This window comes from Pseudarthrobacter enclensis, assembly GCF_001457025.1.
GTDB classification, from domain to species: Bacteria; Actinomycetota; Actinomycetes; order Actinomycetales; family Micrococcaceae; genus Arthrobacter; species Arthrobacter enclensis.
The window spans coordinates 524217-544168 of the sequence record NZ_KQ758600.1; the positions used below are offsets into that span (position 1 = coordinate 524217).

The window sequence follows — 19952 nt, forward strand, 5'->3', positions numbered from 1 at the left end:
CGGAGCCGGGAACCGCTGCGGACAGCCCTCCTAGAGGACGTCCACTCCGTCCAGGCGCAGCTGGAACGGTTCCACCAGGCGTTTGGCGGCAAGGGCCGCACGGGTGGCACGCAGGACGCGGACGACGGCGGCCGCCTGGCCGTAGGGGAAGAACAGCAGCGTGCGGACGTCCTCCCCTGCCCTGCCTGCCGCCGCGGGACCGGCCAGCAGCACCGGCGCCGGACCTGCTGCGCGCAGTTGGATTCCCGACGCGGCAAGTTCCGCCGTCACGGCGCCGGTGTAATGTTCGACGGCGGCGCGCGGCCCGGTGACGGATGCGATCCGGACAGCGGGCGGGAGCTGCAGTTCCGCACGGAGGGACAATTCGCGCCGGGCGTAGCCGGCAGGGTCCCAGCGCAACAACGCTCCGACGGCGGCGGTATCCGCCGCCGTGATGACGGCCATTCCCCCGTCCGACGCCGGACGCACGAGGGCGGCGGCGTTGAACCACCGCCGGACCGTATCTTCCCCGGCCCGGAGGCTCTCGCGGCGAAGGAGCGAATCACCGTCGAGGAGCAGCGCGGCAGCGTAGCCGCCGTCAGCCACCGGTTCCGCCCCCACGGTGGCCACCACCAGGGCTTTGCCGGTGCCCACCGCTGCCTTCACCTGGTCACCGGAGGACGTAATGACTGTCTTTCCCGGGAACGCCCTGCCCAGTTCCTCGGCGGTCCGCAACACTCCGGTGGCCCCTTTGCGCAGCCGGCGGCCGCCGCAGTGGGCGCACTGCCAGTCCTGCGACGGTGTGGAGCACCAGCGGCACTGCGGTATGGCACTGCCGGCCCCCACGGCCAGTGGTCCCTGGCACTTGGCGCAGCGGGCGGGCTCACGGCAGGTTTCGCATACCAGCGAGGGTGCATATCCGGCCCGGGCCACCTGGATCAGGACCGGTCCCCGTTCGAGTCCGTCTTTGGCGGCACGCCAGGCCGCACCGGGCAGGCGCGCGATCCCTGCCAGGGGATCGCGCGCCTGCTCGAAACTGTCGGCGGTATTGACCACCCGCGGGACGGTGCGCCTCACGACGTTCCGGTCAGTCTCCACCGGCTGCGCCCACCCCGCTTCCACGAGCCGCTGGGCTTCCGTGCTGCGGGTGTGCCCGGCCAGGAGGCAGGCGCAATCCTCCTGCCCGGCGCGAAGGAGGAGGACTTCGCGGGTGTGGGCGTACGGGGCGCGCTGGTCGATGTGGAGGTCGTCGCCGTCGTCCCAGCAGGCCACGAGTCCAAGGTTGCTGACGGGTGCGAAGGCCGCAGAGCGGGTGCCGATGGCAATCCGGGCGCTGCCGGCCAGGAGCCGCAGGAAGTTCCGGTACCTGGGAGTGGGGCCGTCGTCCGCGGTGAGCCTGGCCACCGCTTCTTCCGGCAGCAGCGCCAGCAGCGCCTGCTCCAACCGGTCAAGGTCGCGGTAGTCGGGGACCACCACCACCGCGCCCTTGCCGGAGGCGTAGGTGGCGGCGACGGCGGTGGCCAGCAGCTGCGGCCACCCGGATTCACCGTAGCCTTGGAGGGAATTGACCACGGCCCGGGGGTTTCCTCCCGCTGCAAGATGGCGGAGGAACGCCGGACCGTTGCGGTAGTCCTCCCACGGACCAGCCGCCGCCGGCTTCGCGGCCTCCGGCGGCGGGGAGGAACCGGACTTTGGTTCCGCGGCGTATTCCTTGTCGAGCCGGGCTACGCGCGGGGGTATGGCGAGGCGCAGGACGTCGCTGACGGTGCCGGCGTAGCGGGCGGCCACGGCGCTGGCCAGCCGGGACACGGCAGGAGTCAGGACCGGCACGGGCGAGACCGTTTTGGCCAGCGGGACCAGGGTGTGCCCGGCGTCCGACGATGCCATCCGCTCCAGCAGGAAACCATTGAGCTGCTGGCCGTTGAAGGAAACCTTGACCCGGACACCCGGCTGCGCGTCGCTGTCCATCCCTGCAGGTACGGCGTAGTCAAAGGGCCGGTCGAGGTGCGGCAGCGGTGACTCCACCAGGACCCGGGCCACGGGAAGGTGCGTGGCCAGTGCCGGGCCGGCCGGCGCCGCGGGTGCCGGGAATCCCTGAAGGAGCGAGGGCTGGACGGCGCCGTTCACATCGCCCGAAAGGCCCGGCTGCGACTGGACGGGGTTGTCAGCCATGGTGGCGGCTACCTCCGTTCAGTCTGCGGGTGGACAGGCCAAGCACACCACGGGGCACAGACATTCACGCTGTTCCCGGCGCGCCGGAACAGGCGGCGGTTGCCCGGCGGAACGTCCTAGGCGTTGAAGTAGGCCTTCAGGTCATCAACGCGGTCCAGGCGTTCCCAGGTGAAGTCAGGCTCGTCCCGGCCGAAGTGGCCATGGGCGGCCGTTTTCGCGTAGATGGGGCGCTTGAGGTCCAGCGCATCGATGATGGCGCGCGGCCGGAGGTCGAAGACCTCGGCAATGGCGGCACTGATCTGTGCCGGGTCAACGGTTTCCGTGCCGAAGGTCTCCACGTAGGTGCCGACCGGGCGGGCCTGGCCGATGGCGTAGGCAATCTGGATTTCGGCGCGCTTGGCGAGCCCGGCTGCGACGACGTTCTTGGCCACCCAGCGCATGGCGTAGGCGGCGGAACGGTCCACCTTGGAAGGGTCCTTGCCGGAGAAGGCGCCACCGCCGTGGCGGGCCATGCCGCCATAGGTGTCCACGATGATTTTGCGGCCGGTCAGGCCCGCGTCACCCACGGGACCGCCAATGACGAACTCGCCGGCAGGGTTGAGGATGTTCGCGGCGCGGGACACGTCCAGGTTGGCGGCTGCCAGCACCGGCTTGATGACCACGGAGGCGAGGTCGGCGCGGAGCTGCTCCAGGCTGGCGCCTTCAGCGTGCTGGCTGGAGATCACGACGGTTTCGACGGAGACCGGCCGGTCACGGTCGTAGCCCACGGTGACCTGGGTCTTGCCGTCGGGGCGCAGGTACGCCAGTTCGCCGGACTTGCGGACCTCCGTGAGGCGCTCCGACAGGCGGTGGGCGAGCCAGATCGGCGTCGGCATGTAGGACGGGGTTTCGTCGCTGGCGTAGCCGAACATGATGCCCTGGTCGCCGGCGCCCTGGAGGTCGTAATCGTCCTCCTGGCGGCCCTCGCGGGCCTCGAGGGAGTTGAAGACTCCCCCGGCGATGTCATTGGACTGCTGCCCGATGGACACGGACACGCCGCAGCGGGCGCCGTCAAAACCATTGGCGGAGGAGTCGTAGCCGATGCCCAGGATGGTTTCGCGGACGATCTGCGGAATTTCGACGTAGGCGTCGGTGGTGACTTCGCCGGCCACGTGCACCAGTCCGGTGGTGGCCATGGTTTCGACCGCTACGCGGGACTCGGGATCAGCGGCCAGCAGGGCATCCAGGATGGCGTCGCTGATCTGGTCGCAGATCTTGTCCGGGTGGCCTTCCGTGACGGACTCGGAGGTGAAGAGCCGGAGGGACGAGGGCGTGGCCCCGGAGGTCTGGTGGTGGTGCAGCGGTAAAGTCACTCAACTACCTTACTGGTTGGTTTCCGCCCGGCTGCCAGCAGGGGCCGGGAGATGTCACGGTGCTCAACGAACGTGGCGATAAACACGTCAGGCGCGCGGCAGGACGTGGTTCAGTTCGTAGCTAATCCGATTGATGATGGCCGCCGAGACGTCTGCCTTGCTTCCGGCTGCCTCTTGCGGTTCGGAGCCGGAGCGGGCAAGGATGACTACCGCATTGGTGTCCTGGCCGAAGACCTTATCGGTGCCGACGTGGTTGACCACCAGCAGGTCGCAGCCCTTGCGCCGGAGCTTCGCTTCGGCGTAGGCGAGGACGTCACCGTCGCTGTCGCCGGTTTCGGCGGCGAATCCCACAATGAGCTGGGAAGCCGGTCCTGCGTCGCCCGCGTTTCGGCGTTCCACCAGTTCGTGCAGGATGTCCGGGTTGCGGACCAGGGTGATGACGGGGTCGGCGGAGTCGTCGCGCTTCTTGATCTTGGTGTCCGAAACCTCCGCAGGGCGGAAATCGGCGACTGCAGCAGACATGATGACGACATCGGAGTCCGCGGCCGCAGCCAGGGCAGCCTCGCGCAGCTGCAGGGCGGTTTCGACGCGGACCACCTCCACGCCCGCCGGCGGGGGAACCTCCATGTGGGCAGCGAGCAGCCGCACGGTGGCGCCGGCGTCGCGGGCGGCCAGGGCGAGGGCGACGCCCTGCTTCCCGGACGAGCGGTTGCCGAGGAACCGGACGGGGTCCAGGGGTTCGCGGGTGCCGCCGGCGCTGATGGTGACCGTCCTGCCGGCCAGCGGCAACTGGTAGTCACCCTGCCCCTGGACCAGGGCCATGGCGGCGTCGTAGATGGCTTCCGGTTCGGGGAGCCGTCCGGGCCCGGAGTCTGCTCCCGTGAGCCGGCCGGATGCGGGCTCGAGCACCGCCGCTCCCCTGCTCCGGAGAGTTTCGACATTGGCCTGGGTGGCGGGGTGCTGCCACATTTCGGTGTGCATGGCCGGGGCGAAGAGGACCGGCCCGTGCGCCATCAGCAGCGTGTTGGTGAGGAGGTCACCGGCCTGGCCGGTGGCCGCTTTGGCCAGGAGGTCGGCCGTGGCAGGGGCGATGACCACCAGGTCGGCCTCGTGTCCGAGCCGGACGTGGTTGACCTGGTGGACGTCGTCGAAGACGCTGTTGCTGACCGGGTTTCCGGACAGCGCCTCCCAGGTGGCGGTCCCGACGAAGCGGGTGGCAGCCTCCGTGGGAATCACCGTGACGTGATGGCCGGCTTCAGTAAAAAGCCGGAGGAGCGATGCCACCTTGTAGGCGGCGATCCCTCCCCCGACTCCGAGGACTATGCGCACGTGACCTCCGTCAGCAGCACGTCATGCGGCAGATTACTCTGCTGCTTCGATGGGCGTGGAGACCAGCTTGCCTTCGTTGATCTCGCGCAGGGCGATGGACAGCGACTTCTCGTTCAGCTTGGTGTCTACCAGCGGGCCGACGTACTCGAAGAGTCCCTCGTGCAGCTGCGCGTAGTAGGCGTTGATCTGACGAGCACGCTTGGCACCGAAGATCACCAGGCCGTACTTGGAATCGGCAGCCTCAAGCAGCGAATCGATCGGCGGGTTGATGATGCCTTCAAGGTTCGTGGACACGAATTCTCCAAATTTCTAGCGGGCTGACGGTTCCTGCAGGTGTGCATGAGGGGTCAGCCCCATGAGTGAAACAAGCTCGTCCGCTGCCCGGCGGACGTCGTCATTGATGACGGTATGGTCGAACTCCGGTTCAGCAGCAAGTTCCAGTTTAGCGGTTTCCAGCCGGCGCTGCTGTTCCTCAGGGGTTTCGGTGCCGCGGCCCACCAGCCGGCGCACCATTTCGTCCCAGGTTGGCGGTGCCAGGAACACGAACTGCGCGTCCGGAACGGCGGCCTTGACCTGGCGCGCCCCCTGGAGGTCTATTTCGAGGAGCACGGACCGTCCCTCGGCGATGGCCTGGTTCACCGTGCTCTTCAGGGTGCCGTAGGTGTTCTGCCCGTGCACCACTGCCCACTCGAGGAGTTCCCCGTCGGCGATCAGCTGTTCGAACTCTTCTGTGGTTTTGAAGAAGTAGTGGACGCCGTCCACTTCCCCGGGGCGGGGGGCACGGGTGGTGGCTGAGACGGAAAGCCAGACCTCGGGATAGTTGTCGCGGATGTAGGTGGATACGGTGCCTTTGCCAACAGCCGTCGGACCTGCGAGGACTGTCAGTCCGGGTTTCTTGCTCACGTATTCCTTTGCCGGGGTTGGTATGGGGGTTCGGGCGTGCGCGGCCCGCTGGTGGGCAGCCCTAGTGTTCGTCTATAAAATCTACCAGCGCACGGCGCTGGTGGATTCCCAGGCCGCGCACCCGGCGTGAGGCGGCGATACCCAGTTGCTCCATGATGGCTGCGGCGCGGACCTTGCCGATGCCGGGCAGCGCTTCCAGGAGCTCGGAAACCCGCATCCTTGCCAAGGCATCATCCTTGGCTGCCGATTCGATGATGTCCGCCGCGGATCTCTTCCCTGTTTTGAGGCTTTCCTTGGCTTCCGCCCTGGCGGACCTCGCGGCCGCTGCCTTGTTCAGGGCCTCAGCCCGTTCAGTCGCTGACAACGGTCGCAGCACCATGACGCACACCCCCGGAATCGGCGGAAGTTATCCAAGGGCGGCCGCCCTTGGACCTTTCCTGAAACTACCCTCTGGTGCTGCGCGAATCAATGGATGGGGCGAAAGGGAAAACTATTATCCGCGCAGGCCCTCGAGGGTCCGCAGGGCAGCATCCCGCAAACGGACGGACTCCGGTCCGGCAGCGAGGATGTCGCGGCTGGACGTGCCCAGGACCAGCGGGTAGGCCGCGCCGAAGGTGGCCAACAGGTCCGCTCCCGTGGCGCCCTGGGCACCCAGGCCCGGGGCGAGGATGGGGCCGCGGACGGCAGCGAGGTCCAGCCCGAGGTCGTCCAGGGCGTTTCCGACGGTGGCTCCCACCACCAGGCCCACCGAGCCGAGGCTGCCCTCGTAGCGGTCATTCTCGGCAGCGGCGGCGGTGGTGATCCGCCGCGCCACGGAGTCCGAGCCTCCGGCGTGCTGTACGGAGGCGCCCTCGGGGTTGGAGGTGAGGGCCAGTACGAACACGCCGCGGCCGGTTTCCGCCGCCAGGTCCAGGGCAGGGCGCAGCGACTCAAATCCCAGGTACGGGCTGAGAGTTACCGAATCGGCGGCCAGGGGCGATCCGTCACGAAGCCATGCATCGGCATAGGCGGCCATGGTGGAGCCGATGTCGCCGCGTTTGGCGTCCGCGATGGTCAGGACCTTCTGGTCGCGGGCCTCGGCCAGGACCTCCTCGAGGACGGCCATGCCCGCCGAGCCGTGGCGCTCGTAAAGCGCCACCTGCGGCTTGACCGCGGCAGCGAGCTGGCTGACCGCCTCCAGCGCCGTCAGCGAAAACCGCCGGAGCCCTGCGGCGTCGTCGTCCAGTCCCCAGCCCTTCAGCAGCGCGGGGTGCGGGTCGATGCCCACGCACAGCGGGCCGCGGGCGGTCATGGCCGCCGCAAGCCGGGAGCCGAACGGCTCCCGGCGGGCGGTGGTTGCGTGATCAGGCATTCTGCAGGGCTGCCTTCTGCGATTCGCCCAGCGCGGCGGCGTGTTCCTGCAGGCTGGTGACCGACCATTCGTAGGTGCGCATGGCTTCTATGGCCTGGACCGCGGCGTTGAACTCCGCGACCGTGGTGATGCAGGGGATGCCGATCGATGTGGCGGCGGCGCGGAGTTCGTACCCGTCGCTGCGGGCTTCGCCGCCGGAGGGGGTGTTGAACACCATGTCGATGTCACCGGCAACCACGAGGTCGGCGATGGTGCCTTCGCCTTCGGCGCTGCTGCCCTCGGCAACCTTGCGGACGGGCGTGGCGGCGATGCCGTTGCGACGCAGGACGTCCGCCGTTCCGCCCGTGGAGACGATCTCGAAGCCGAGGTCCGAGAGCCGCTTGACGCCCATGATCACCGAGCGCTTGTCCCGGTTGGCCACGGAGACGAACACCTTGCCCTCGGTGGGCAGGGCGTTGTTGGCGCCGGCCTGGCTCTTGGCGAAGGCGGTGTCGAAGTGCTTGTCGATGCCCATGACCTCGCCGGTGGAGCGCATTTCCGGTCCGAGCAGCGAATCGACGACCTTGCCTTCGAGGGTGCGGAACCGGCTGAAGGGCAGCACGGCTTCCTTCACGGCAACCGGGGCGTCCAGCGGAAGGGTGGAGCCGTCACCAACCTCGGGCAGCATCTTGTAGGCGGTGCGGAGCTGGTTGATGGTGACGCCGGTACCGATCAGGGCGGCGGCCTTGGCCATCTGCACGCCGGTGGCCTTCGACACGAACGGCACGGTGCGGGAGGCCCGCGGGTTCGCTTCCAGGACGTACAGGACGTCCGAGGCCAGGGCGAACTGGATGTTGATCAGGCCGCGCACGCCGACGCCTTCAGCGATGGCGCGGGTTGCGGTCCGGACGCGTTCGACGACGTTGCTCCCCAGGGTGATCGGCGGCAGGACACAGGCGGAGTCGCCGGAGTGGATGCCGGCTTCCTCGATGTGCTCCATGATGCCGCCCAGGTACATGTCGGTGCCGTCAAAGAGGGCGTCGACGTCGATTTCCACGGCGTCCTCAAGGAACCGGTCGATCAGGACGGGGTGGTCCGGGGTGATCTCCGTGGCGTTGGCGATGTAGCGGGACAGGTTGGGCTCGTCGTAGACGATTTCCATGCCGCGGCCGCCCAGGACGTAGGACGGGCGGACCAGGACGGGGTAGCCGATTTCGTCCGCGATCTTCTTGGCGTCCTCGAAGGACACCGCGGTGCCGTTCTTCGGGGAGACCAGGCCGGCCTTGTCCAGCACGCGGGAGAACGCGCCGCGGTGCTCGGCGAGGTCGATCGCCTCCGGGGAGGTGCCGAGGATGGGCACCCCGGCGTCGGCCAGCTGCTGGGCGAGCTTCAGCGGGGTCTGGCCGCCAAGCTGCACGAACACGCCCATCACGCCGCCGGTGCGTTCCTCGGCCGCGATGACCTCCAGGACGTCCTCAAGCGTGAGCGGCTCGAAGTACAGGCGGGTGGAAATGTCGTAGTCGGTGGACACCGTTTCCGGGTTGCAGTTGACCATGACCGTCTCGTAGCCGGCTTTGCGCAAGGCCATCGAGGCGTGGACGCAGGAGTAGTCGAACTCGATGCCCTGGCCGATCCGGTTCGGGCCGGAACCGAGGATGAGGATGGAGGGCTTGGAGTGCAGCGCCACCTCGTCCTCCTCGTCGTACGCCGAGTAGTGGTACGGGGTGTAGGCGGCGAACTCCGCGGCGCAGGTGTCCACGGTCTTGTATACCGGCCGGATTCCGAGTGCCTGGCGGACACCGCGGACCACTGCCTCGGAGTTGTGCGTCAGGGCGCCGATCTGTTCGTCGGAGAAGCCGTGGCGCTTGGCGCGCTGCAGCATCTCCTTGGTGAGGGACCCGGCCTGGCGGATTTCGCGGGACACTTCGTTGAGGAGTTCCAGCTGGTCCAGGAACCAGGGGTCGATCTTGGTGGCGTCGAAGAGCTGCTCCACGGTGGCGCCGCCCAGCAGGGCCCGCTGGACCTGGTAGAGGCGGTCCGTGGTGGGGCGCTTGGCCTTCTCGATCAGCTCAGCGACCTCGTATTCGGGAACGGAGCTGAAGTCCAGCTGCGAGCCCTTCTGCTCGAGGGAGCGCAGGGCCTTCTGGAGCGCCTCGGTGAAGTTCCGGCCCATGGCCATGGCCTCGCCCACCGACTTCATGGTGGTGGTCAGGGTGTTGTCCGCTGCCGGGAACTTCTCGAAGGCGAACCGCGGCACCTTGACCACGACGTAGTCGAGGGTCGGCTCGAAGGAGGCGGGGGTCTTCTGGGTGATGTCGTTGGGGATTTCATCCAGGGTGTAGCCGAGCGAGAGCTTGGTGGCGATCTTGGCGATGGCGAAGCCGGTGGCCTTGGACGCCAGCGCCGAGGAGCGGGAAACACGCGGGTTCATCTCGATGACCACGACGCGGCCGGTCTTGGGGTCGATGGCGAACTGGATGTTGCAGCCGCCGGTGTCGACGCCGACTTCGCGGATCACGGCGATGGCCACGTCGCGCAGCTTCTGGTACTCACGGTCGGTCAGGGTCAGGGCCGGTGCGACGGTGATGGAGTCGCCGGTGTGCACGCCCACGGGGTCGAAGTTCTCGATGGAGCAGACGACAACCACGTTGTCGTTCTTGTCCCGCATCATTTCGAGCTCGTATTCCTTCCAGCCCAGGATGCTCTCTTCGAGCAGGACCTCGCTGGTGGGGCTGTACTGCAGGCCCTGGCCGACGATGCGGCGCAGGTCTTCCTCGTTGTAGGCCAGGCCGGAGCCCAGGCCGCCCATGGTGAAGGAGGGCCGGACCACCATGGGGTATCCGAGGTCGCCGGCGGCGGTGAGGGCCTCGTCCATGGTGTGGATGATGTGGCTGCGGGCGGATTCGGCGCCGCAGCGTTCCACCACGCCCTTGAACTTCTCGCGGTCCTCGCCCAGTTCGATGGCGGCAATGTTGGCGCCGATCAGTTCGACGTTGTACTTCTCGAGCACGCCGTTCTTGTCCAGCGCGATGGCAGTGTTCAGCGCGGTCTGGCCGCCCAGGGTGGGCAGCACGGCGTCGGGGCGTTCCTTGGCGATGATCTTCTCCACCACCTCGGGGGTGATGGGCTCAATGTACGTGGCGTCGGCGAACTCGGGGTCGGTCATGATGGTGGCCGGGTTGGAGTTCACGAGGATGACGCGCAGGCCTTCCTCCTTGAGGACGCGCAGCGCCTGGGTGCCGGAGTAGTCGAATTCGGCGGCCTGGCCGATGACGATCGGGCCGGAACCGATGACCAGGACGCTCTTCAGGTCAGTTCTCTTGGGCATTACTTCTTGTCCTCAGTCTTGGTGTCGGAGTTCTTCGGCGCGTCGGCGCCCTCAACGGGGTGTGCTGAGTCCACGGAATCCTTGGACTCGTTGGCGTTCTTCCCGTCCCGGGTGCCTTCCATCAGGTCGATGAAACGGTCGAACAGGTAGGCGGCATCGTGCGGGCCGGCCGCAGCTTCCGGGTGGTACTGGACGGAGAATGCCGGAATGTCGAGGCAGGCGAGGCCTTCCACGACGTCGTCGTTCAGGCTGACGTGGCTGACCTCGACGCGGCCGTACCGGGACTCCGGAGCCTGGGTGGCACCCTCAAGCGGGGCGTCCACGGCGAAGCCGTGGTTCTGGGAGGTGATCTCCACCTTGCCGGTGCGGCGGTCCATGACCGGCTGGTTGATGCCGCGGTGGCCGTAGCGGAGTTTGTAGGTGCCAAAGCCCAGGGCCCGGCCCAGGATCTGGTTGCCGAAGCAGATGCCGAAGTACGGCAGCTTTTCGTCCAGGACGGAGCGCAACAGCTTGACCTGGGTGTCGGCGGTGGCGGGGTCGCCGGGGCCGTTGGACATGAAGAAGCCGTCAGGGTTGACGGCTTTGACGTCCTCGAGGGTGGCAGTGGCCGGCAGCACGTGCACGCGAACGCCGCGTTCGGCGAACCGGACGGGGGTCATGGCTTTGATGCCGAGGTCGATCGCGGCGATGCTGAAGCGCGGTTCCCCGTCCCAGCCGTGGTCCTTGGGTTCCACCACGTAGGCTTCATCCACACTGACTTCCTCGGCGAGGCGGGAGCCTTCCATGGGGGCGCTGGCCAGGACGGCGTCGAGCAGTTCCTTGTCGGTTCCCCGGGCGGCGTCGCCGGAGAAGATGCCGGCGCGCATGGTCTTGTGTTCGCGCAGGTGCCGGGTGATGGCGCGGGTGTCCACGCCCTGGATACCCACGATGCCCTGTTCGGCCAGTTCCTCGTCAAGGGAGCGCTCGGAGCGCCAGTTGGAGGGCCGGCGGGCGGCGTCGCGGACGATGTAGCCGGCCACCCAGATGCGGCGGGATTCGGCGTCTTCGCTGTTGACGCCGGTGTTGCCGATATGCGGGGCGGTCTGGACCACGAGCTGGCGGGCGTAGGAGGGGTCCGTGATGGTCTCCTGGTAGCCGGTCATGCCGGTGGCGAAGACAGCCTCGCCGAGGGCTGTTCCCGTGGCGCCGTAGCTGGTGCCGCGGAAGATGCGTCCGTCTTCGAGGACAAGCGCGGCTGGCGCCGACTGAGCGGAGGTGGTTGCTGTCACTGTATTCGCTTTCACTGTCTTACTTTCCACTGGAGGCGTCAGCTGCCGGGGCTGATGAGATCAATTCCTGAAGGGCTGCCTGGAGGGTGTCCTTGTCCGCGGCGCGGCGGGTCCGGAATCCGGTGTCGAGCTCGTGCGCGCCGTGGTTCCAGGTCAGCACGAGCAGGCCGTCCTTTTCCACGAATTTTCCGGCCATCCCGCTCTCCTGCCGCACACCGGCCAGGGATGATGCGGGGATGTAGAGCGCCGGGGCACCGGACCGGTCGAACAGGACACCATGCGGATACACGGCCAGGGTGGCGTTGGTGCGGATGCCGAGGCTGTGCACCGCCACCCGGTCGAGCCAGTCGCCGCCGGTGGTGGTGGTGACGTACTGTCCCTCGGCGTGGGCGGCCGGGCTGCCTGTTTCCGCGGGCACCGCGGGGAGGGGCGCGACGTCGGACTGGCGCTTCAGGCGGTTGCGCCAGCCGAGCCACATCAGCACCAGGGCGACGGCGATGATCGCCGCGGTGATGACCGCTGACAGGAGTTTGGTGTCCATCAGGCGGCGCCTGCCGGCTGGGCCGCGGACGGGTGCGGGGTGTTGAGTTCTCCGTCGAGGACGGTGGGGTGACCCAGGTAGAACGTGGCCACGACCTTGCCGGGCAGTTCGCGGCCCTTGAACGGGGAGTTCCGGCCCATGGTGGCCATCCGGAAGGGATCAACGGTCCAGCGGGCAGCCGGGTCCACCAGGACGATGTTGGCGGGCTCGCCCGCCTCGAGGGGGCGGCCCTGGTCCGCCAACCGGCCGATCGCGGCCGGTGCGGCCGAGGTGACGCGGGCAAAGTCGGCCCAGGTCATCAGGCCGGTTTCGATCATGGTGTGCTGCACGACCGACAGTGCGGTTTCCAGGCCTGTCATGCCCATGGCCGCCTGTGCCCATTCGCATTCCTTGTGCTCGCTGGGATGCGGGGCGTGGTCCGTTCCCACCACGTCGATGGTGCCGTCGGCCAGCCCTGCGCGCAGGGCCTGTACGTCGGCGTCGGTGCGCAGCGGCGGGTTGACCTTGTAGACGGGGTCGTAGCTGCGGACGAGCTCGTCGGTGAGGAGGAGGTGGTGGGGCGTGACTTCAGCCGTGACGTTGATGCCGCGCTGCTTGGCCCAGCGGATGATCTCCACGGAGCCGGCGGTGGAGACGTGGCAGACGTGCAGGCGGGAGCCTACGTGCTGGGCGAGCAGGACGTCGCGGGCAATGATGCTTTCTTCGGCAACGGCGGGCCAGCCGGCCAGGCCGAGCACCGCGGACACTTCGCCTTCGTTCATCTGCGCTCCGGCGGTGAGGCGGGGTTCCTGCGCGTGCTGGGCCACGACGCCGTCGAACGCCTTGACGTACTCAAGGGCCCGGCGCATCAGCACGGGATCGTGGACGCAGATGCCGTCGTCGGAGAACATCCGGACGCGGGCGCGGGAGTCGGCCATGGCGCCCAGCTCGGCCAGCTGTTCCCCCGCCAGCCCCACGGTGACGGCGCCGACCGGGCGGACGTCCACCCATCCTGCGGCTTTGCCCAGGGAGTAGACCTGCTCCACGACGCCGGCGGTGTCCGCGACGGGGGTGCTGTTGGCCATGGCGTGGACGGCGGTGTAGCCGCCCAGTGCTGCTGCGCGGGTTCCGGTTTCCACGGTTTCGGCGTCCTCGCGGCCGGGTTCGCGGAGGTGGGTGTGGACGTCAACCATGCCGGGGAGGGCCACGAGGCCTGCGGCGTCGATGACTGTGGCGCCGTCGTCGGAAAGCCCGGCGCCCCTTTCGGCGATGATGCCGTCGCGGATCAGCAGGTCTGCCGGTTCACCGCCGAGGACCGCGGCGCCCCGGATCAGGTAGGTTCCGGTGCTTGGTGCCATCAGTTGGCCTCCTTGGTCGATGGTGTGGTTCCGGCCGTGGCCAGGACCGGAGTGGTGGCTGGTTCACGGGTGTCCCCAGAGAGCAGCAGGTACAGTGCCGCCATGCGGACGGATACGCCGTTGCGGACCTGTGCCAGGACGGTGGAGCGCGGCGAGTCCGCGGCGGCGGCGGAGATTTCCAGGCCGCGGTTCATGGGGCCCGGGTGCATGATGATGGTGTCCTTCATGCCGAGGCGGTCCAGGGTGCGGAGCCGGTTGTCGTCGAATCCCCAGCGGCGCGAGTATTCGCGGGTGCTCGGGAAGTAGGAGGCGTTCATGCGTTCGCCCTGGACGCGGAGCATCATCATCGCGTCGACCCCCTGGGCCAGCGTGTCGTCCAGGTTGTAGCTCACCGCGCAGGGCCACTTTTCGACGCCGACCGGGAGCAGCGTGGGCGGCGCCACGAGGGTGACTTCCGCGCCGAGGGTCCGGAGAAGCCACACGTTGGAGCGGGCCACGCGGGAGTGCAGCACGTCCCCTGCGATGGCCACCCGCATCCCTTTGAGGTTGGCGCCTTCGGATTCCGTGCCGGCCAGCTTTGCCCAGTGGCGTCGCATCGTGAACGCGTCGAGGAGGGCCTGGGTGGGGTGCTCATGCGTGCCGTCGCCTGCATTGATGACGCCAGCGTCGATCCAGTCGGTCGCGGCCAGCCGGTGCGGTGCGCCTGAGGCCCAGTGGCGGATGACGACGGCGTCCGCGCCCATGGCGGACAGCGTCTGGGCCGTGTCCTTGAGTGATTCGCCTTTGGAGACTGACGAGCCCTTGGCGGCGAAGTTGATGACGTCCGCGGAGAGCCGCTTGGCGGCTGCTTCAAAGGAGATCCTGGTCCGGGTGGAGTCCTCGAAGAAGAGGTTCACCACGGTGCGGCCGCGCAGGGCGGGAAGCTTCTTGACTTCGCGGTCCCCCACGGCGGACATTTCCTCGGCGGTGTCCAGGATCCGGATGGCGTTCGCGCGGCTGAGGTCCTGGGTGGAGAGCAGGTGCTTCACAGTCCACCTTCAATCACTACTTCGTTGACGGGGGTGCCGCCGGGGGCCGTGTCCGTTTCTTCGAGCCGGACGCGGACTTTCTCCGCCGAGGAGGTGGGAAGGTTCTTGCCGACGTGGTCCGCGCGGATGGGAAGCTCGCGGTGGCCCCGGTCGATCAGGACGGCAAGCCGGACGATGCGCGGCCGGCCCAGGTCCACCAGGGCGTCCAGGGCGGCGCGGATGGTACGGCCGGAATACAGGACGTCGTCGATGAGGACAACCACCTTGTTGTCGATTCCGGTACGGGGCAGCTTGGTGGGGTACGGCGGCCGGGTTCCCTGGCGCGAAAGGTCATCGCGGAACATGGTCACGTCCAGCTGGCCGACGATGGCGGCGGCGTCCACGGTGTTGTCCGCGGCTGCGATCTTCCTGGCGAGCCTCAGGGCCAGCGGATAACCCCGGCGCGGGATGCCCAGCAGGACAAGGTCCCGGGATCCCTTGTTCGCTTCGAGGATCTCATGGGCGATACGAGTCAGTGCCCGGTCGATGTCCGCCTGGTTGAGGACAACCCTGGCTGGAACCGGTGCGCTGGTGACAGAAGTCAACGTTCGTCTCCCCTTTCCCCGCCTCACAGGACGGAATTAAAAAAGGATCATGTGCGTTTCAAAATTACCACACGGCCCCGGCGCGGCCGTGCCGCGGCGACGCGTTGAAGGTCACATTGGGGCTCGGGCGCGGCCGGGTCCTTGGTGGCCGCGGCTCCGCGTCCTAGGCTTGCCGCTATGCCGCCCTATCCGCGCCACGCGCCGTCAGACCCGCCCCATGACCCCGCCGGCCCCTGGGGTCCCCGGGAGGGGCAGGCCAATCCGAGCTGGATGGGGCATGTGGACGCCCGGAACTACGTCCCGGCGCCAGGCCACCAGGGAAGGCCTGTCCGCGGGGTACTGCCGCCGCAGATGGCGGAATCTGCAGGCGCGCACCCGCGGTACCGTGGCGGCGCTGCGGCACTGACGGTGGCGGGCGGCGTGCTCGCGTTCCTCAGCCTGTTCCTTGTGGTCCCGTTCCTGCTGTCGAGCACAGGCACGGCTGGGTTCGTAGGCGGATTTGCGGCTTCCCTGATCCCCCTGTCGGTGGTGCTGCTGGCCGTCGCCATTATTGACAGGTGGGAGCCGGAGCCCAAGAGGCTTTTGCTGTTCGCCTTCACCTGGGGCGCGGCCGTGGCGGTCGCCGCCACCCTGCTGGTCCAGCCGTTGTTCGTCCTGACGTTCCAGTTTTCGGACCAGCCTGACCTGCAGACCTACATGGCCACGGTGCAGGCCCCCATCGTGGAAGAGTCGGCCAAGTCGCTGGGACTGCTGGTACTGCTGCTGGTGGCGCGGAAGCACTTCGACGGCCCGGTGGACGGAGTGGTCTTCGCGTTCACCATTGCCGGCGGCTTCGCCTTCACCGAGAACATCCTCTATTTTGGCCGCGCCATCGCGGATCCCTCCGGGGCAGGCGGCGAGTTCGCCCAGGTATTCTTCCTCCGCGGCGTGATGTCCCCGTTTGCCCATGCCATCTTCACCGGAACCACCGGCCTGATTATGGGTTTCGCGGCCCGCCGGTGGCACGCCGGAGCTTCCGTGGCGGCGTTCTTCGTGGGACTGCTCCCCGCCATGTTCCTGCACAACCGGTGGAACAGCATGGGCAGGGGCTTCCTGCTGGAATACATCGTGGTCCAGGTGCCTATCTTCTGCTTGGCGGTGGGCGGAATCGTGCTGCTGCGGGTGGCGGAAAAACGGCTCACCAGGCAGCGGCTCCTGGAGTATTCGGCGGCAGGCTGGTTCACCCCCGCGGAGGTCGAGCTCCTGGCGACCGCCGGCGGCAGGCGGACGGTCCTGGGCTGGGCCGCCGGTTACGGCCGGAAACAGCAGATGAAGGACTTCCTGAAGGCCGCCACGCACCTGGCCAACATCAGGCAGCGGATCCTCAGCGGCCGTGACGTCGAGCTCCACCAGGCCGAGGAAAGGCGCCAGCTCCAGCGGATCCTGGCGCTGCGGGCGGCGGTATCCGGCGCGGGCCAGCGGCAGCCCTGACCCGTGGTTAAATGACGAAGGCCGCACCCCGGCGGGGATGCGGCCTTCGGTGCTGCGGAGGCTAGGCCAGCAGCGAGGGCTTCAGCTGCTGCAGGCGGCCGAGGAGCCCGTTGATGAACTGCGGGGACTCGTCCGTGGACAGGGTCTTCGCCAGTGCCACGGCTTCGCTGACGGCGACGCCGTCGGGGACGTCGTCGTTGTAGAGCAGTTCCCAGGTGCCGATGCGCAGGATGACCCGGTCCACCGAGGGCATGCGCTCGAGGGTCCAGCCCTGCGAGTAGGTTTCCAGGAATTCGTCGATAACCGCCTGCCGGGACAGCACGCCCTCAACGATCTCCAGGGTGTACGGGTTGACGATCTGGTCGGTCTTCTCCCGGCGCGCGCGGAGCACATCGAAGGCTGAAACGGAACGCTGTTCCGCCTCGAAAAGAACATCCAGTGCCCTGCTGCGGGCTTTACCGCGTGCGCTCACTACTCAGAGACCCGGCCGAGGTAGCTGCCGTCACGGGTGTCGACCTTGACCTTGGTGTTGTTCTCGACGAACAGCGGAACCTGGATCTCGTAGCCGGTTTCCAGCGTGGCGGGCTTGGTGCCGGCGGAGGAACGGTCGCCCTGCAGGCCGGGCTCGGTGTAGGTGATTTCCAGGACAACGCTCGGCGGCAGCTCGATGTAGAGCGGGGTGCCTTCGTGGATGGCGATGTTGACCATCTGGTTTTCCAACATGAAGTTGGTGGCGTCGCCCACGGTGGCACCGGAGACCGTGATCTGGTCGTAGTCCGAGGTGTCCATGAACACGAAGTCGGCGCCATCCTGGTACAGGTACTGGTAGTCGCGGCGGTCCACGGTGGCGGTCTCGATCTTGAGTCCGGCGTTGAACGTCTTGTCCACAACCTTGCCGGACATCACGTTGCGCATCTTGGTGCGGACGAAGGCGCCGCCCTTGCCCGGCTTGACGTGCTGGAATTCGATGACGTTCCAGAGCTGGCCCTCAAGCTTCAGGACCGTTCCGTTCTTGATGTCGTTAGTGGTTGCCACTGGTTTCCTTAGGTTTCTCAGTCTGCTGCGAGGTCAGACGTTCTATGCCGGCCGGCCCGCCGCGTGGCGCGCCTGTCCGTTTTTGTCAAAAATCCGGGGAGCTGGAAAAAATTCAAGAACCATTCTACCGGCAATTGCGGGGCCGCTCCCCCGCCGGGGTTGTCCCGGGGCTCAGCAGGCCAGGTCCAGCACGTCCCGTGCCCGCTGCAGGGCTACCGTGGAGGAGTAGATCAGGGCCGCGTCCGCGGACTGCGCAACCCGCAGGTCCAGGGCCCGGGAGAACGACTCCACGGCAGCCGAGGTCTGGCCTGCCGTGTACTGGGTCTTGCCCAGGAACTGCAGCGCCAATGCCTCTTTGGGGGTCCCCTGGACCTCGTGCAGGAGCTGCCGGAACAGTTCCACGGCCCGGTCCAGCCGGTTGGAGACGCGGAGAACCTCGGCCTCGAACGCGCGCAGCCTGAACGACTCCGGGTCCTTGAACCGGGCTTCGGCCAGGAGTTCGGCGGCCTCGGCAGCGTGCCCTTCAACGAGGAGCACGAAAATGTGGTCTGCCGGGTCGGTGGAGGCTGCCAGCGCTTCGCGGCAGGCGTCCTCGTTGACGATCTGCGGCAGCAGCGTTTCCGGGTTGATGCGGATCCCCGGGAAGCCTGCCTCGGGCCAGTCGCTGGTTCCGGTCATGTCGCCCTGCATCAGGAAGCAATTTCCTGGTAGGCGGCGAACAGGAGCGACGTGTCCGGAACGTCCAGGATGCCCGGCCTTGCAATCCCGTCCAGCACCACGAACCGCAGCAGGTCACCGCGGGACTTCTTGTCCCGCCGCATGCCGTCCAGCAGCCCCTGCCAGCGGTCGCGCCGGTACGTGACCGGCAGCCCCAGTCCCTCGAGGATGCTCCGGTGCCTGTCGGCGTCGGCATCGCTGAGCCGCCCGACGCTCCTGGCGAGCTCGGCGGCGAACATCATGCCCACGGACACCGCGGCGCCGTGGCGCCAGGAGTAGCGTTCAACGAGTTCGATGGCGTGGCCGAGGGTGTGCCCGTAGTTGAGGATTTCCCGAAGGCCCGACTCCTTGAGGTCTTCGGAGACGACCTTCGCCTTGACGGCGATGGAGCGTTCAATAAGTTCGCGGAGTGTTTCGGAACGGGGGTCGGTGACCTCGGCGGGATCCTTCTCCACCAGGTCCAGGATGGCGGAGTCGGCGATGAATCCGCACTTGACTACTTCTGCCATGCCGGAAATGAGTTCGTTCTTCGGCAGGGTGTCCAGCGTGTCAAGGTCCGCCAGGACGGCTGCCGGCGGGTGGAAGGCACCCACCAGGTTCTTGCCTTCGGCGGTGTTGATGCCGGTCTTGCCGCCCACGGAGGCGTCCACCATGCCCAGCAGGCTGGTGGGCATGTGGACCACCTTGACGCCGCGCAGCCAGGTGGCGGCGACAAAGCCGGCGAGGTCGGTCACCGCGCCGCCGCCGACCGCGACGATCGCGTCGGAGCGGGTGAAGTCGTTCTGGCCGAGGACCTGCCAGCAGAAGGCGGCCACCTGGATGTGCTTGCCTTCTTCGGCGTCGGGGATTTCAGCCGTGACGGCGGTGAAGCCGGCGGACTCGAGTTCGTCACGGACGGTGTCGCCGGTGAGGCGGAGGGCGCGGGGATGGATGACCAGCACGCGCCTGACCCGCTCCCCCAGGATGTCCGGAAGGTTCCCCAGCAGGCCCCGCCCGACCACGACGTCGTAGTTGTTGGCGGCGTTCTCGCCGGAGACCTTGATCACTGTTGATGAGGTGTTCACTGTTCAACTTCCTGTTTGGCAGCTGCGTAACTCCGCAGTGCTGCTTCCAGCCGGCCGCCGAGCTCGGGTATGGAGCCGTGGCGGACGTCCAGGGTGATGTCTGCAAGCCGTTCGTAGACGGGCCTGCGGGTGGCGAACATTTCTGTCCAGCGTCCCATGGCGTCCCCTGCCAGCAGGGGGCGCCCGGAGTTGCGGGCAATGCGGGCGGCCACGGTGTCCGCGTCGCATTCGAGGTAGACGACCGTGCAGTCCCGGATCAGCTGCTGGGTGCCGGAGTCCAGCACTGCGCCGCCGCCCAGGGAGATGACCGTGGCGGTCCCTGCGGCGGCCTCGATGGCGGCTGCGACGGTCCGGGCCTCAATGTCCCGGAACACCCGCTCACCGCGGCCGGCAAAGATGTCCGCGATGGAACCGTGCCCGGCAACGATCACGGCATCGGTGTCCACGAACGGGGCGCCCAGCTGCTGGGCAAGCTGCTGCCCGATCGCGGATTTGCCCACGGCCATGGGACCGAT

General features: G+C 67.8%; 19 protein-coding genes. 1 reads left to right on the forward strand and 18 read right to left on the reverse strand.

Going from position 1 to position 19952, the window contains the following annotated elements:
- Positions 1 to 30 precede the first annotated feature (30 nt).
- The 13 genes from AS031_RS07005 to pyrR all read right to left on the reverse strand — a co-directional run bounded on the left by AS031_RS07005 (position 31) and on the right by pyrR (position 15151).
- Positions 31 to 2151, reverse strand: a complete 2121-nt coding sequence (locus AS031_RS07005; RefSeq protein ID WP_058267401.1) for a primosomal protein N' — start codon at positions 2149 to 2151, stop codon at positions 31 to 33.
- A 116-nt stretch (positions 2152 to 2267) separates the two neighbouring features.
- Positions 2268 to 3503: a methionine adenosyltransferase gene (gene metK, locus AS031_RS07010; protein ID WP_058267402.1), complete on the reverse strand. Its 1236-nt coding sequence runs from the start codon at positions 3501 to 3503 to the stop codon at positions 2268 to 2270.
- Between the two features lie 87 nt (positions 3504 to 3590).
- Positions 3591 to 4832: a bifunctional phosphopantothenoylcysteine decarboxylase/phosphopantothenate--cysteine ligase CoaBC gene (gene coaBC, locus AS031_RS07015; RefSeq protein ID WP_058267403.1), complete on the reverse strand. Its 1242-nt coding sequence runs from the start codon at positions 4830 to 4832 to the stop codon at positions 3591 to 3593.
- 33 nt (positions 4833 to 4865) lie between these two features.
- Entirely contained in the window at positions 4866 to 5126 is a 261-nt protein-coding gene (rpoZ, locus tag AS031_RS07020) for a DNA-directed RNA polymerase subunit omega (RefSeq protein WP_003800778.1), read from the reverse strand.
- Between the two features lie 15 nt (positions 5127 to 5141).
- Entirely contained in the window at positions 5142 to 5735 is a 594-nt protein-coding gene (gene gmk, locus AS031_RS07025) for a guanylate kinase (RefSeq protein ID WP_058267404.1), read from the reverse strand.
- A gap of 61 nt (positions 5736 to 5796) precedes the next feature.
- The gene (gene mihF / locus AS031_RS07030) at positions 5797 to 6114 is read right to left on the reverse strand and encodes an integration host factor, actinobacterial type (RefSeq protein WP_176716516.1); all 318 of its coding nucleotides are present in this window, start codon (positions 6112 to 6114) and stop codon (positions 5797 to 5799) included.
- Between the two features lie 114 nt (positions 6115 to 6228).
- Complete coding sequence (gene pyrF, locus AS031_RS07035; protein ID WP_058267406.1) at positions 6229 to 7086, reverse strand: orotidine-5'-phosphate decarboxylase; 858 nt, start codon at positions 7084 to 7086, stop codon at positions 6229 to 6231.
- On the reverse strand, positions 7079 to 10393 hold the full coding sequence (gene carB, locus AS031_RS07040; RefSeq protein WP_058267407.1) for a carbamoyl-phosphate synthase large subunit: 3315 nt from the start codon (positions 10391 to 10393) through the stop codon (positions 7079 to 7081). The genes pyrF and carB overlap by 8 nt, the downstream gene beginning before the upstream one ends.
- Entirely contained in the window at positions 10393 to 11661 is a 1269-nt protein-coding gene (carA, locus tag AS031_RS07045; RefSeq protein WP_176716517.1) for a glutamine-hydrolyzing carbamoyl-phosphate synthase small subunit, read from the reverse strand. Before carA ends, carB begins: the two co-directional genes overlap by 1 nt.
- A 19-nt stretch (positions 11662 to 11680) precedes the next feature.
- A complete protein-coding gene (locus AS031_RS07050; protein ID WP_058267409.1) occupies positions 11681 to 12202 on the reverse strand; it encodes a PH-like domain-containing protein in 522 nt (173 codons plus the stop codon).
- A complete protein-coding gene (locus tag AS031_RS07055) occupies positions 12202 to 13539 on the reverse strand; it encodes a dihydroorotase (RefSeq protein ID WP_058267410.1) in 1338 nt (445 codons plus the stop codon). Before AS031_RS07055 ends, AS031_RS07050 begins: the two co-directional genes overlap by 1 nt.
- Positions 13539 to 14567 carry an aspartate carbamoyltransferase catalytic subunit gene (locus AS031_RS07060; RefSeq protein ID WP_058267411.1) on the reverse strand — a complete coding sequence of 343 codons (1029 nt, stop codon included), beginning with the start codon at positions 14565 to 14567 and terminating at the stop codon, positions 13539 to 13541. The genes AS031_RS07055 and AS031_RS07060 overlap by 1 nt, the downstream gene beginning before the upstream one ends.
- Complete coding sequence (gene pyrR / locus AS031_RS07065) at positions 14564 to 15151, reverse strand: bifunctional pyr operon transcriptional regulator/uracil phosphoribosyltransferase PyrR (RefSeq protein WP_058267412.1); 588 nt, start codon at positions 15149 to 15151, stop codon at positions 14564 to 14566. Before pyrR ends, AS031_RS07060 begins: the two co-directional genes overlap by 4 nt.
- Positions 15152 to 15328: 177 nt before the next feature.
- On the opposite strand from pyrR, the gene AS031_RS07070 reads away from it, so the two are divergent.
- The gene (locus AS031_RS07070) at positions 15329 to 16621 is read left to right on the forward strand and encodes a PrsW family intramembrane metalloprotease (RefSeq protein WP_058267413.1); all 1293 of its coding nucleotides are present in this window, start codon (positions 15329 to 15331) and stop codon (positions 16619 to 16621) included.
- Between the two features lie 61 nt (positions 16622 to 16682).
- Here AS031_RS07070 and nusB read toward each other — a convergent pair whose 3' ends face one another.
- The 5 genes from nusB to AS031_RS07095 form a co-directional block, all read right to left on the reverse strand.
- The gene (nusB, locus tag AS031_RS07075; protein ID WP_058267414.1) at positions 16683 to 17093 is read right to left on the reverse strand and encodes a transcription antitermination factor NusB; all 411 of its coding nucleotides are present in this window, start codon (positions 17091 to 17093) and stop codon (positions 16683 to 16685) included.
- The gene (gene efp / locus AS031_RS07080) at positions 17093 to 17656 is read right to left on the reverse strand and encodes an elongation factor P (protein WP_058267415.1); all 564 of its coding nucleotides are present in this window, start codon (positions 17654 to 17656) and stop codon (positions 17093 to 17095) included. Before efp ends, nusB begins: the two co-directional genes overlap by 1 nt.
- A 171-nt stretch (positions 17657 to 17827) precedes the next feature.
- The gene (locus AS031_RS07085) at positions 17828 to 18346 is read right to left on the reverse strand and encodes a tetratricopeptide repeat protein (RefSeq protein ID WP_058267416.1); all 519 of its coding nucleotides are present in this window, start codon (positions 18344 to 18346) and stop codon (positions 17828 to 17830) included.
- A complete protein-coding gene (gene aroB, locus AS031_RS07090) occupies positions 18346 to 19437 on the reverse strand; it encodes a 3-dehydroquinate synthase (RefSeq protein WP_058267417.1) in 1092 nt (363 codons plus the stop codon). Before aroB ends, AS031_RS07085 begins: the two co-directional genes overlap by 1 nt.
- Positions 19434 to 19943 carry a shikimate kinase gene (locus tag AS031_RS07095; RefSeq protein WP_058267621.1) on the reverse strand — a complete coding sequence of 170 codons (510 nt, stop codon included), beginning with the start codon at positions 19941 to 19943 and terminating at the stop codon, positions 19434 to 19436. Before AS031_RS07095 ends, aroB begins: the two co-directional genes overlap by 4 nt.
- Positions 19944 to 19952 lie beyond the last annotated feature (9 nt).